General features: G+C 70.3%; 13 protein-coding genes and 1 tRNA gene. 7 read left to right on the plus strand and 7 right to left on the minus strand.

The genetic code is table 11. The features are described 5' to 3' along the window. Window positions 1-51: 51 nt before the first annotated feature. Window positions 52-1,587: a sensor histidine kinase gene (locus C470_RS02485; protein WP_008365040.1), complete on the minus strand. Its 1,536-nt coding sequence runs from the start codon at window positions 1,585-1,587 to the stop codon at window positions 52-54. 174 nt (window positions 1,588-1,761) lie between these two features. On the opposite strand from C470_RS02485, the gene C470_RS02490 reads away from it, so the two are divergent. The 3 genes from C470_RS02490 (at window position 1,762) to C470_RS02500 (ending at window position 4,987) form a co-directional block, all read left to right on the plus strand. Beyond that, entirely contained in the window at window positions 1,762-2,928 is a 1,167-nt protein-coding gene (locus tag C470_RS02490; protein WP_004596017.1) for a pyridoxal-phosphate-dependent aminotransferase family protein, read from the plus strand. 78 nt (window positions 2,929-3,006) lie between these two features. Beyond that, entirely contained in the window at window positions 3,007-4,116 is a 1,110-nt protein-coding gene (locus C470_RS02495; RefSeq protein WP_004596019.1) for a guanosine monophosphate reductase, read from the plus strand. A gap of 151 nt (window positions 4,117-4,267) precedes the next feature. Beyond that, window positions 4,268-4,987, plus strand: a complete 720-nt coding sequence (locus C470_RS02500) for a class I SAM-dependent methyltransferase (protein ID WP_008365042.1) — start codon at window positions 4,268-4,270, stop codon at window positions 4,985-4,987. A 35-nt stretch (window positions 4,988-5,022) separates the two neighbouring features. Here the strand turns inward: C470_RS02500 and C470_RS02505 are convergent, their stop codons facing one another. Further along, window positions 5,023-6,315, minus strand: a complete 1,293-nt coding sequence (locus C470_RS02505) for an MFS transporter (RefSeq protein WP_008365043.1) — start codon at window positions 6,313-6,315, stop codon at window positions 5,023-5,025. A gap of 98 nt (window positions 6,316-6,413) precedes the next feature. On the opposite strand from C470_RS02505, the gene C470_RS16350 reads away from it, so the two are divergent. Next, a complete protein-coding gene (locus C470_RS16350; protein WP_008365046.1) occupies window positions 6,414-6,542 on the plus strand; it encodes a hypothetical protein in 129 nt (42 codons plus the stop codon). Between the two features lie 66 nt (window positions 6,543-6,608). Here C470_RS16350 and C470_RS02510 read toward each other — a convergent pair whose 3' ends face one another. Further along, on the minus strand, window positions 6,609-7,346 hold the full coding sequence (locus tag C470_RS02510) for an SDR family oxidoreductase (RefSeq protein WP_008365047.1): 738 nt from the start codon (window positions 7,344-7,346) through the stop codon (window positions 6,609-6,611). 81 nt (window positions 7,347-7,427) lie between these two features. Next, window positions 7,428-7,501: transfer RNA gene (locus C470_RS02515), tRNA-Lys, on the minus strand. Window positions 7,502-7,711: 210 nt separating this feature from the next. On the opposite strand from C470_RS02515, the gene C470_RS02520 reads away from it, so the two are divergent. Both C470_RS02520 and C470_RS02525 read left to right on the plus strand, forming a co-directional pair. Continuing rightward, entirely contained in the window at window positions 7,712-9,178 is a 1,467-nt protein-coding gene (locus C470_RS02520; RefSeq protein WP_008365050.1) for a DHH family phosphoesterase, read from the plus strand. A 63-nt stretch (window positions 9,179-9,241) separates the two neighbouring features. Further along, entirely contained in the window at window positions 9,242-9,463 is a 222-nt protein-coding gene (locus C470_RS02525) for a hypothetical protein (RefSeq protein WP_008365052.1), read from the plus strand. 30 nt (window positions 9,464-9,493) lie between these two features. On the opposite strand, the gene C470_RS02530 is transcribed toward C470_RS02525, so the two are convergent. Further along, entirely contained in the window at window positions 9,494-10,468 is a 975-nt protein-coding gene (locus C470_RS02530; RefSeq protein WP_008365054.1) for a sugar phosphate nucleotidyltransferase, read from the minus strand. A 130-nt stretch (window positions 10,469-10,598) separates the two neighbouring features. Here C470_RS02530 and C470_RS02535 point away from each other — a divergent pair, with 130 nt between their 5' ends. Then, a complete protein-coding gene (locus C470_RS02535) occupies window positions 10,599-10,907 on the plus strand; it encodes a transcriptional regulator (RefSeq protein WP_008365056.1) in 309 nt (102 codons plus the stop codon). A 25-nt stretch (window positions 10,908-10,932) separates the two neighbouring features. On the opposite strand, the gene C470_RS02540 is transcribed toward C470_RS02535, so the two are convergent. Continuing rightward, window positions 10,933-11,610, minus strand: coding sequence for a DJ-1/PfpI family protein (locus tag C470_RS02540; RefSeq protein WP_008365058.1), 678 nt, complete (start codon window positions 11,608-11,610; stop codon window positions 10,933-10,935). A 104-nt stretch (window positions 11,611-11,714) separates the two neighbouring features. Beyond that, window positions 11,715-11,939 (minus strand): hypothetical protein, encoded by a 225-nt coding sequence (locus C470_RS02545; RefSeq protein ID WP_004599793.1) that lies wholly within the window; start codon window positions 11,937-11,939, stop codon window positions 11,715-11,717. Window positions 11,940-12,038: the final 99 nt, after the last annotated feature.

Below are 12,038 nucleotides of genomic sequence, written 5' to 3' on the forward strand. Positions count from 1 at the left end.
GCGTCGGTCGGTGACCGGCGACGCCGCGCGCCCCTCGCGGCGCGCCGGCCGTCACATCCGGTCGACGCCGGCGAACTCGAACCGCGCCCCGCCGTCGGCCGACTCGGTCACGCTGACCGCCCAGTCGTGTCCGTCCGCGATCTGCGAGACGATGTCGAGCCCGAACCCGGTGCCGTCGCTCGTCGTCGTGTACCCGGACTCGAACACGCGGTCCCTGTCCTCCGCCGGGATCCCCGGGCCGTCGTCGGCCACGTAGAACCCGTCTCCGTCGGAGAGGGGGCCGACCTCGACCGCGACATCGTCGGATTCCCTCCCCACGGCCCCGTGCTCCGCGGCGTTCCGGAACAGGTTCTCGAGGAGCTGCCTGAGCCGCTGCTCGTCGGCGCGGAGGGCGTAGCCGTCGCCCGCGACGCGGAGCGTCCCGCCCCGGGTGTCGGCCGTCTCCCAGGCGTCCGCGGCGAGGGCGGCGAGGTCCACGCGGGTCAGCTCGTCGACGCCGCCCCCCTCGCGCGACAGGGTGAGGATGTTCTCGATGAGCGTGTCCATCCGCGAGAGGGCGCGCCGAACGGGCTCGACGTGTTCGCTCTCGCAGTCGTCGGTGAGGAGGTCCATCCGCCCGCGGGCGGTCGTGAGCGGGTTCCGGAGGTCGTGGCTCACGACGCTCGCGAACTCGTCGAGCCGGTCGCGCTCGCTCGCGAGCCGCTCGGCCGCGCGCCGCCGCTCCAGCTCGTAGCTCACCCACCGCGTCAGCAGCTCCACGAACGTCTGCTGGGAGTCGGTGAACGGCTCGTCGCGCGCGCTCGTGTCGGCGAAGCAGAGCGTGCCGAACCGCTCGCCCTCGACCTCGACGCGGCCGCCGACGTACGTCTCCAGCCCGAACGTCTCGTACGCGGGGTCGCCGGCCCACCCCTCCGCCGAGGCGTCGACGATCGTCAGGAGCTGCTCGCGTTCGAGCGTCCGCTTACAGTACGCCTCGTCGAGGGGACACGTCTCGCCGGGCTGTAACAGGGGGTGTGTGGCGTGCGAGACTTCGACGTGCTGGGTGTCGTCCTCGATACGCGTGAGAAAGCCGTTCGGCACGTCGAGGTACTCGCAGCCGATCGTCAGTATCTCGGCAACCTTCTCCTCGAACGTGCGGTCCTGGTCGGACGACACCGCGTACAGCCGCTGGATCGCGCGGAGGCTCTCCTCCTGGCGCCGCTCCAGCTCGCGTCGCTCGGTGACGTCGCGGAGGTAGACGGAGAGCCCCTCGTCCGACGGGAACGCGCGCGCGTCGAACCACGTGTCGAGCGGTTCGTAGTAGGAGTCGAACGAGACCGGTTCCTGCGTCTCCATGGCGCGGTGGTACTCGTCGTAGAACACGGTCTCCGTCGACTCCGGGATCGACTCCCAGATGTTCGCGCCCTCGACCGAGCCGTCCGGGCCGACGGCGTCCTCGGTCATCGCGGACCGGAGGATCTCTCTGCCCCGGTCGTTCGCGAACACGATCCGCCAGTCGCCGTCGAGGGTGAAGAACCCGTCCGACATCCGGTCGAGCACCGTCCGGAGGTCCTTGTTCGACGCCGACTCGCCCGCGCCGTCGCTCATGTCAGGGCGCACGTGTCGCGGACGGTTAAGTTAGGGTGGATTCGGGATAAGACGCGGCTGGGCGCCGCTCCGGCCCGTCGACTCGGCGGCGCGCGGCGGCGCACAGAACGTGTAACGAGGCAGGGGGCCGCCCCTTCCGTCGGCTTTTTGCGTTCGCTCGTCCGGGGATCACGTATGTCGAACCAGCAAGCCGAGCCCGGCGTCGACGACCGAGCGCCCGAAGTCGGAGAGCTGACGCCGCCGGACCGCACGCTGATGGGGCCCGGCCCGAGCGACGTCCACCCGCGCGTACTGAAGGGGATGAGCACGCCGCTGGTGGGCCACCTCGACCCCTCGTTCGTCGAGATCATGGACGAGGTCCAGGAGCTGTTGCGCTACACGTTCCGCACCGACAACCAGTGGACGATCCCGGTGTCGGGGACGGGCTCCGCCTCGATGGAGGCCGCGATCGGCAACCTCGTCGAGCCGGGCGACACGATGCTGGTGCCGACGAACGGCTACTTCGGCGGCCGGATGAAGTCGATGGCCGAGCGGGCGGGCGGCCACGTCGTCGAGGTGGACGCCCCGTGGGGCGAACCCCTCGACCCCGTCGACGTCGAGCGCGCGTTCGACGAGCACCAGCCCGACGTGTTCGGGTTCGTCCACGCGGAGACGTCGACGGGCGTCCTCCAGCCGAGCGTCCCCGAGCTGACCGACATCGCGCACGACCACGACGCCCTGGTGATCGCCGACTGCGTCACCTCGCTCGGCGGCGTCGAGATGCGCGTCGACGAGTGGGGCGTGGACGTCGCGTATTCGGGGCCCCAGAAGTGCCTCTCGTGTCCGCCCGGCGCGAGCCCGCTCACGCTCAACGACCGCGCGATGGACAAGGTGCTCGACCGCGAGGAGCAACCCCGGTCGTGGTACCTCGACCTCTCGCTGCTCGAGGGGTACTGGGGCGACGACCGCTCGTACCACCACACCGCGCCGATCACGAACGTGTACGCGCTCCGCGAGGCGCTCCGCCTCGTCGCGGAGGAGGGGATCGAGTCGCGCTGGGACCGCCACCGCGAGGTCGCCGGCGACCTGAAGGCGGGCCTACAGGAGCTGGGCCTCGAGATGAACGCCCCGGACGAGTACTGGCTCCCGAGCCTGAACGCGGTGCGCGTGCCCGACGGCGTCGACGACGGCGCAGTCATCGACCACCTCTTGGAGGAGTACGACCTCGAGATCGCCTCCGGCCTCGGCGATCTCGAGGGCGACATCTGGCGGATCGGCTGTATGGGCTACTCCGCCCGCCCGAAGAACGTCGAGTACGTCCTCGCGGCGCTGGAGGACGCGCTGGCGGAACAGGGGTTCTGAGCGGTCGCCGCGGCGCGTTTTCGGGGCCCCCGACCATCGAGGGGTTTTTGCGTGTCCGTCCCTCTCCTCGGTAAGGGTATGAACGATCTACGAACCGGACTGAGTTACGGGGACGTGCTGTTGGTCCCCCAGCGGTCGCCGGTCGACAGCCGGAGCGACGTCGACCTCTCGACGCCGCTCACGCCGACCGTCGAACTGGAGACGCCGCTCGTCTCGGCCGCGATGGACACCGTCACGGAGGCGGAGTTGGCGATCGGCCTCTCCCGGGCCGGCGGGATCGGCGTCCTCCACCGGTTCCTCACCGTCGACGAGCAGGCGGCGCAGGTCGAGGCGGTGGTCGGCGCCGGGGAGCGCGTCGCCGCCGCGGTCGGCATCAACGAGGACTACGAGGCCCGGAGCGCCGCGCTGGTCGCGGCCGACGTGGACGCGCTCGTGGTCGACGTCGCGCACGGGCACCTCGACAGGGCGGTCGCGGCGGTCGAGGAGATTGCGGACGCGTTCCCGGAGACGGACCTGATCGCCGGCAACGTCGCCACGCCCGCCGGCGTCGAGGACCTCGCGGCCGCGGGCGCCGACTGCGTGAAGGTCGGCATCGGTCCGGGGTCGCACTGTACCACGCGGAAGGTCGCCGGCGCCGGCGTCCCGCAGCTGACCGCGGTCGACGACTGCGCGACCGCGGCCGAGGACCTGGACGTGACGATCTGTGCCGACGGCGGGATCCGCACGTCCGGCGACGCGGTGAAGGCGCTGATGGCGGGCGCCGACACGGTGATGCTCGGCAGCCTCTTCGCCGGCACGGAGGAGGCGCCGGGCGCGGTCGTCGAGGTCGACGGCACGCGGTACAAGCGGTCGCGCGGGATGGCGACGACCGCCGCCGCCGAGGCCCGCGACGACAAGGGGGCGGACGTGGGCGCAGACGAGGGCGTCGAGGCGCTGACGCCGTACAAGGGGCCGGTCGCGACGGTCGCCGAGGAGTTCTGTCAGGGGATCCGCTCGGGGCTCTCCTACTGCGGCGGTCACACGATCGGACGCGCCCGGGAGCGGGCCGAGTTCATCCGCGTCGCCCCCGGGGCGAAGGAGCGCGAGGGGTTCCACACCGACGACGACTGGGAGGGGATCAGCGTGGACAGCGAGACGAAGCGAGTCACCGACCCGACTGCGGAATCGACCGCCGAGAGCGACGACTGAACCGCGCTCCGCGGCGGGTCAGACGGCGGAACGGCCGGTCAGGTGGCCAGTCTCAGGAACCACCACCGCTCGGAGGCGGCGTCCGCCCGTGTGTGTCACTGCGAGGCGATCTCACGGACCGCTTTTGCCGCGCGGCGGCCAGGCCCGCCACATGGCCGACGCGTTCGGACGCGCGATCCGCGACCACCACCGCGGCGAGCGGATGGAGCCGCTCGTACAGGGCGATGGCGCGGAGACGCGCGAGCATCCGATACAGGACTTCTACTTCGGCGAATTCGACCCCGAGAGCGACGCCGGTTCGTGGCTTGCGTCGCGGCTGGAGGGCCCCCTCGTCGACCTTGGCGCGGGCGCGGGTCGCCACGCGCTGTGGTTCCAAAAGCGGTTCGAGACGGTCGCCGTCGAATCAAGTCCGGCGCTCGTCGAGACGATGCGCGAGCGCGGCGTCGCGGGTCCCCGCGAGGGCGACATGTTCGCCCTCCGGGAGTCGTTCGGGCGCGACCGGTTCGCCTCCGCGCTCGCGATCGGGACGCAGATCGGCTTGGCCGGCTCGATGCGCGGGCTCTCCGCGTTCCTCGGCGACCTCGCGTACGTGACGACGCCCGCCGCGACCGCCGTGATCGACTGCTACGACCCGGACCACCCGGCGACCGCCGACCTCCTCGGCTACCGCGAGGACCCGACGCCGGGGCTCGCGGGCCGCGTCATGTGGTTCGCGTACGAGGGAGAGCAGGACCCGACGCTCCGCTTTACGCTCTTCTCGCCGGATCGACTGCGCGAGGCGGCGATCGGGACCGGCTGGGCGGTCGACGCGGTCGACCGCGAGGGGTCGGGCGACGGCCCGCACTACCGGGCCGCGCTCCGGAAGCGGTAGGGAGCCCCGCGCGCTCGAATCCGCGACCCCGCGCCCTACCACGCAGTCAGCGCCGCGCGGCCGTGGTCCCGCACGAGGATCGCAAGGAAGGCGAGCACGCCGGTGATCGCGAACGCGCCGCCGACGTAGAAGACGGAGCCCATGCTCACCTCGACCATCAGCCAGCCGGCGATGAGCGGCCCGGCCACGGAGCCCGGTCGCCAGACGAGTTCGCGGATACCGAAGCTGGAGGCGACGCCGCCGTCGTCGGTCCCCTCGTCGGCGAACAGCGCCATGCTTGCCGGCTCGCGGAAGGAGTCGGCGACGCCGAGCAGCCCGGAGAAGGCGACGAGCGGGAGGTACGCCGGCGGGAGGTCACCGAGGATCGGGAGCGTCACGCCCGCGCCGAACGCGGTCCCGATAGCGGCCGAGAAGGGGATCGCCATCGCGACCAGGCCGTAGGCGCCGCCGCCCGCGAAGACGAACAGCGACCGGCCGTAGGCGTCCGAGAGCCGCCCGGTGAACAGCTGGCCGACCATGTTGGTCGCCTTCTCGGCGGTGACGGTGACGCCGATTGCGATCCCGGTGACGCCGAGGCCGCCGGCGGCCATCTCCGTGCTGACGTAGATCGGGACCCACGTCCGCACCATCGTCACGGCGAAGGCGTACTGGGCGCGGAACGTCGTCATCGTGAGGATCCGCCGGTTGACGGCCAGGTCCGAGAACGGGAACCCCTCGACGCGCGTGTCGTCGTCGTCGAGGAAGAGCCACGTCACGGCCCACGCGGCGACCATCAACGCCGCGATGACCGCGAAGATGGGGCCGAAGCCGACCGCGTCGTACATCGCGCCGGCCGACAGCGACCCGACGATCGAGGCCGCGAAGGAGGCGGCGTTCGCCTTCCCGATCTTGTCGGCGCGCGCTCCCACGTCGGCGATCTGCCCGACCAGCGACAGCGTCATCAGCCCAGCGCCGGTGACCACGAGCCCCTGGAGCGCGCGGACGAGGATGAACGAGCCGGAGGAGTCGACCAACGGGAACAGCGCGTACACGACGGCGCCGACCCCGAGCACGCCCAGCAGGACGGTCCGCTTGTCGAACCGGTCGCCCGCCCACGCCAGCGGGACCACGGCGACGGTCTGCGCGAGCGTGAACCCCGTCGTGTACATCCCGATGACGAACCCGGCGGAGACCGTAACGCCGAGCACCGTCGTCGCCTGCGGGTCGAGCGCGTTGATGTACGTCCCCAACAGCGTGATGAGCGTGATAAATCCGAATCCCTCGGCGAATCGGGTGAGGTAGAGCGCCCAGAACTGCGTTCGGCTCGCCCCGGCCGTCGCGTTGCTCACACCGGATCGGCGCGCAGCGATTTAAAAGGAATTTCGGTTCGAAGGCCGCGGCGGTGCGCGCCGAAGCTATTTGCCCGTTGGCGTCGTCGGCCCCGGACATGGGCGACCGAGCCTGCGACCGGGAGTTCTGTCCGGAGTGCGACCTCGCGGTGGCGCGCGCCGACGATTCCTGTCCGGAATGCGGCGCCCCGATCGACCGCCTTGACGAGACGTCGCCCGACCGCTGAGCCGGCGCGTTCCGCCGTCGTCACGTTCCACATCGGCGCGCTCGCGCGCAGTCCCGCTCTCCCCGCTCACATGGTGTCGGCGTACTTGTCCCGGCGGTAGAGGTCGATCTCGTGGGCCGACGATCCCGGCCGCGACGCGGCGAAGGCGATCGCCTCGGCGACCTCCGCCGGCTCGGTGACGCTGCCCGGCTCGAACCGCTCCGCGAACGGCTCCCCCTCCTCGCTGCCGAACTCGGTCCGGACCTCCGAGGGGTTGACGACCGAGACCGCCACGCCGTCGTCGCCGGCCTGTGCCGCGACGCTGTGCGCGAACCCGCGGATCCACCACTTCGTCGCGGCGTACACGGGGTTGAACGATCGCGGGAACTCCCCGGCGAAGCTGCCGACCGCAACGAGGGTCCCCTCGCTCTCCCTGAGATGCGGGAGCGCCTCGCGCGTGAGGAAGAACGCCCCGTCGACGTTCGTCTCCTGCATCGCGAAGTACTCCTCGTCGGTCATCGTCGCCACGTCGCTCCCGCGGGCGAGCCCCGCGTTGACGACGGCGACGTCGAGGCCGCCGAACGCCTCGACCGCGGCCTCGACCGCCGCCGCCGACGTCGCCGACTCGCGGACGTCGCCGTCGGCGACGACCGCCTCGACGCCGTACTCGGACCGCACGTCGTCCGCGACCGATTCGAGCGCGTCGCGCCGCCGCGCCACGAGGACGAGGTTCGCGCCGCGCTCCGCGAGCGCGTGCGCCGTCGCTTCGCCGATTCCCGAGCTCGCGCCGGTGATCACCGCCGCCGCGCCGTCGAGGTCCGTCATGGGCGTCCGATCGGAGAGCGCGGAGATAAAAGGTCGCGTCGGACGAGTCGTGCCCGTGACGAGCACGAGGCGGCTTAAAAGCGGGCCGGGCGCGATTTGAACACGCGACCGACGGATTAAGAGTCCGTCGCTCTCCCTAACTGAGCTACCGGCCCTCACGAGACTGTATCCCTGTCACGGTAAAAGGCCTTTTCATTCGACCACGCTGGCGGTTCCGTAGCGGCATCCGAATCGCACGAGCGCGACGGGACCGTCTCGGTCCGGAGACGATCCGACGACCGGAACCGACGGACTCCGCGGCTCCCGCGAGGTCGCGGGACCGCGAGAGCGCACTCGTTAAGTGTCGTGCCGCGGAAATCCCTTCAATGAGTAGTGGGGCATCCGGATCCGCGCGGACCCGGTACGCGATCCTCGGCTGTGGGAGCGTCGGGCACGCCGTCGCTGAGGAACTGACCGAGCGCGGGAAGGACGTCCTCATCCTCGACCGCGACGAGAGCCGGGTCGAGGCGCTCCGGGACCAGGACCTCAACGCGCGCGTCCAGGACATCGCCGAGCCCGACGTCGTCGACGAACTCGACGACCGCGACATCGTGTTGATCCTCGCGAGCGACGTGGAGGCGAACAAGGCGGCCGTCTCCGCGGTCAGGGAGACCGGCGGCGACCACTACGTCGTCGTCCGGGCGTCGGACCCCGTCAGCGAGGACGAGCTGCGCGAGCGCGGCGCCGACGTGGTGATCAACCCCTCGACGGTGATCGCCGACAGCGCGCTCCAGTCGCTGGAGACGGGCGAGCTGGAGTACATGGCCCGCCAGCTCGCGGAAATAATCGAGGAGGGCGGCGATCGGATGGCGATACTCACCCACGACAACCCCGAGCCGGACTCGATCGCGTCCGCGACCGCGCTTCAGGCGATCGCGGAGGCGTTCGGCGTCAACGCCGACATCGTCTACTCCGGCGACGTCGGCCATCAGGAGAACCGGGCGTTCGTCAACCTCCTCGGGATCGACCTGCTCGAACGCGGCGAAGCGCCGCCGCTCTCGGAGTACGAGACGGTCGCCGCGGTCGACCTCGCGAAGGCCGCCGCCGAGGACCTCGACCTCGACGTGGCGATCGACATCTACCTCGACCACCTGGAGGCCGAGGTGCCGTTCGACGCGCGCTTCGTCGACGTGCGGACCAACGTCTCCTCGACGTCGACGATCCTCACGAAGTATCTCCAGGAGTTCGACCAGTCGCCCTCCGAGGCGGTCGCGACCGCGCTCCTCTACGGGATCCGCGCCGAGACGCTGGACTTCAAGCGGGACACGACCCCGGCGGACCTGACCGCCGCCGCGTACCTCCACCCGTTCGCGAACCACGACACGCTCGAGCAGGTGGAGTCGCCGTCGATGAGCCCGGAGACGCTGGACGTGTTGGCGGAGGCGATCCAGAACCGCGAGGTCCAGGGCAGTCACCTCTTCTCGACGGCCGGGTTCATCCGCGACCGCGAGGCGCTCGCGCAGGCCGCGCAACACCTCCTCAACTTGGAGGGGATCACGACGACGGCCGTGCTGGGCATCGCCGACGAGAAGATCTACCTCGCGGCGCGCTCGAAGGACATCCGGCTGAACATCGGCAACGTCCTCGACGAGGCGTTCTCCGAGATGGGCGACGCCGCCGGCCACTCGACGCAGGGGTCGCTGGAGATCCCGCTCGGTATCTTCACCGGCATCGAGGCGAGCGGCGAGAACCGCGACACGCTCCTCCACCTCACCGAGGAGGCGGTCCGCCGGAAGCTGTTCGACGCGCTCGGCGTCGAGGGCGGGAGCGGCGACGGCTCGAACGGCTCCTGAACTCGGTGCGCATCGCCGTGGTCGTTTTCCGACTCGGAGCCGTAGCTCCGGACGCGACACCGCATGTACGTCCCCGACGATCCGCCGGCGACCTGCCCCGCCTGCGGCGACCCGTACGAGTCGGTCTCGCGGCACACCGACGGGTTCGTGGCGAACTCACTCGACAACGAGCGCTACCGACGGGTGTGTTTTCACCCGTCGAGGGACGGCGGCGACCCCGCGTTCGACTGCTACCACCACACGCACGCGCAGGCCGGCACCGACGGCGCAGTCGACGGCGGCTGACAGCCGGAGGGCGCCGCGGACCGGCGCGGGTTAAAAGTCGTCGCCCTCGGTGATCGAGGTGTACGAGCCGATCAGCGCGCCGGTGAGATCCACGTTCTCCAGCGTGACGCCCTCGTCGATTACCGATTTGCTGATCTTCGAGTCGGTGATCGTCGCGTCCTCGAAGACGACGGCGCGGTCGAGCGTCGAGTCCGTCACCGTCGCGCCCGACATGACGTGGACAACGTCGCCCAAGTCGGAGTTCTCGACGGTCGCGTCGTCGGCGACGAGCGTCCCGCCGTCGAGGGCGTACTCGACCGCGTCGAGGTAGCTGTCGGCGGTGCCGATGTCGAACCACGCGCCGTCGAAGGTGTACGCGTTGACCGCCCCGCGCTCTTGGAGCCACTGGAGGAACCAGCCGGGCTCGTCGGGGTTCTCGCCGTCTTCGAGGTAGGTCGTGAGCTTCGGGAGCGTCTCGGCGGGGAACGCGTAGCAGGCGATGGAGACGAGCGTCGACTCCGGGTCGTCGGGCTTCTCCTGGAAGTCGATCACCTCGTCGCCGTCGAGCTGGACGAGCCCGTACGACTTCGCGCGCTCGCGGTCGCCCACGTCGTAGGCCGCCAGCGTCGGCGTCCCCTTGTCCTCGAAGAAGTCGGCGAAGTCGCCCAGATCGAAGCTGATCATGTTGTCGCCCGCGACGACGATCAGGTCGTCGTCAACCGACTCCCGCTCGACGAGCTGTTCGAGCGCTCCCACGACGCCGAACTTCTCGTCCTCCTCGACGGTCTCCTCGACCGACAGGGTCGGCTTCTCGAAGGGGCTGTCGTCGAGGTACACCGCGAACGTGTCGGCGAAGCGCTCGTTCGTCGAGACGAACACCTCGTCGACGCGGTCGTCGGCCTCCAAGTCCTCGAATATCTCGTCGATAACGGTGTTGTCCCCCACCGGGAGGAACATCTTCGGCCGGTGTTCGGTGATCGGCCAGAGCCTGGTCGCGTAGCCACCCGCGAGTACGACGGCTTTCATACGCTCCCCGTCTCACCCCGGTGACATACTTCTTGCGCCCGCGTCATCGGTCGAGTGGCTCGCGGCGTCGGTGCGAACTGCCGGCGTCACGATCCCCGACGGTTTTGCTCGTCGCCGTCGAAGGCCGTCCATGGAGACGACCCGTCAGCGGATCGCCGACGCGCTCCGTGAGGATCCCCGGACCGCGAGCGACCTCGCAGAGACGCTGTCGCTGCCGACGCCGACCGTGTACGAACACCTCGAACACGTCTCGCGGTCGGTCGCCGACGAGAGCGGATCCGAAGAAGGCGACGGCGGAGCCGACGAGGAGTTCCTCGTCGCGCCGCCGACCTGTCGGGAGTGCGGGTTCGACGGCTTCGACGACCCGGTCAACGAGCCCTCGCGGTGTCCCGAGTGTAAGAGCGAGCGGATCGAGGAGCCGGCGTTCGTGATCCGTTGAGAAGGCCCGAAAGCCGGTCGGGCGCCTACAGCTCGTCGAGCAGCGTCGCGGCCGCGGCCGCCGACGAGCCCGGGCCGCGGGCGGTGATCAGGTCGCCGTCGACCGTGACGCTTGTGTCGGCGTCGAGCTCGGCGTCGAACTCGGCGCCCGCGAGGACGACCTCGTCTTCGACCCAGTACGGGAGCTTGCGGCCGTCGGGCATCACGTCGTGCTCGTCGACGATGTCCGCCTCCCACTCGTTGGGGAACCCGGTGATAGCGCGGTCCTCGACGAGCGGCGTCCCGTCGGCCTCGTTCGTGAACGCGAGGATGCCGACCGCGTGACAGACGACGAGCGCGACGCCCGCCTCGCCCGCGACAGCGTCGAGAAGTAGCTGGCGGGCGTGGCGGTCCTGGTTCACGTCCCAGACGGTGCCGTGCCCGCCGGGGAAGACGACCGCGTCGTAGTCGGCGGCGGCGACCGTCGCGATCGGCTCGGGGTCGTTGAGCTCGGGATGCTCCTCGTCGACCTCGCGGAGCTCCGCGACCCGCTCCTCGCCTCCGGCGGCCTCGGGGTCGAGCGAGCGCTCGTCGACGACCGGCGGCGACCCGGACGGGGTCGCGACGGTCACGTCGACGCCCTCGGATTCGAGCGTCGTCAGCGGCTCGATACACTCCTCGGCCCAGTAGCCCTCTTCGCTCACGACGAACAGTGCGCTAGTCATGTGTACCCTACCATTCGCGACCTCGACATAAAAGGCGCCCGCGCCCGGCAGCGACGAGGGGCGGCGCGGGGTTTATAAACCGATCGCGTGGCGGCCGCTCGTTTTTAGCCGGCGACCAGACCTGCGAGCCCGAAAAGGGCCATTCCGACCCCCACGACGCGGGTGAGCGTCACCTTCCAGTCCGCGGGTTCGACCTCGGACCACGACCGCTTGCTCCCGATCGAGTCCATCTGTTCTTCGAATCTCGCGAACTTGTACGGCCACAGCGCGTTCGGAACTCCCATTGCGAGGAGGAAGACCGCGAGTACGGGGTCCATGTGTCCGATCATCTGGAGTTCGACAATAGGTTTTCTGGAGACGGGGTCCACAGAGTGTTCCGAGGCGGTGCGGTTGGCGCGCGCCTGCGAGCGGACGCCCTCGGCGGCCGC

Source organism: Halorubrum distributum JCM 13561 (genome assembly GCF_000337395.1).
Lineage (GTDB): Archaea > Halobacteriota > Halobacteria > Halobacteriales > Haloferacaceae > Halorubrum > Halorubrum distributum.

Excerpts from the sequence above, each read along its gene's own strand:
- C470_RS02485 (WP_008365040.1), bottom strand. The coding sequence starts at position 1,587 with ATGAGCGACGGCGCGGGCGAGTCGGCGTCGAACAAGGACCTCCGGACG.
- C470_RS02500 (WP_008365042.1), top strand. The coding sequence starts at position 4,268 with ATGGCCGACGCGTTCGGACGCGCGATCCGCGACCACCACCGCGGCGAG.
- C470_RS02525 (WP_008365052.1), top strand. The coding sequence starts at position 9,242 with ATGTACGTCCCCGACGATCCGCCGGCGACCTGCCCCGCCTGCGGCGAC.
- C470_RS02535 (WP_008365056.1), top strand. The coding sequence starts at position 10,599 with ATGGAGACGACCCGTCAGCGGATCGCCGACGCGCTCCGTGAGGATCCC.
- C470_RS02510 (WP_008365047.1), bottom strand. The coding sequence starts at position 7,346 with ATGACGGACCTCGACGGCGCGGCGGCGGTGATCACCGGCGCGAGCTCG.
- C470_RS02545 (WP_004599793.1), bottom strand. The coding sequence starts at position 11,939 with ATGATCGGACACATGGACCCCGTACTCGCGGTCTTCCTCCTCGCAATG.
- C470_RS16350 (WP_008365046.1), top strand. The coding sequence starts at position 6,414 with ATGGGCGACCGAGCCTGCGACCGGGAGTTCTGTCCGGAGTGCGACCTC.
- C470_RS02490 (WP_004596017.1), top strand. The coding sequence starts at position 1,762 with ATGTCGAACCAGCAAGCCGAGCCCGGCGTCGACGACCGAGCGCCCGAA.
- C470_RS02495 (WP_004596019.1), top strand. The coding sequence starts at position 3,007 with ATGAACGATCTACGAACCGGACTGAGTTACGGGGACGTGCTGTTGGTC.
- C470_RS02520 (WP_008365050.1), top strand. The coding sequence starts at position 7,712 with ATGAGTAGTGGGGCATCCGGATCCGCGCGGACCCGGTACGCGATCCTC.
- C470_RS02540 (WP_008365058.1), bottom strand. The coding sequence starts at position 11,610 with ATGACTAGCGCACTGTTCGTCGTGAGCGAAGAGGGCTACTGGGCCGAG.
- C470_RS02530 (WP_008365054.1), bottom strand. The coding sequence starts at position 10,468 with ATGAAAGCCGTCGTACTCGCGGGTGGCTACGCGACCAGGCTCTGGCCG.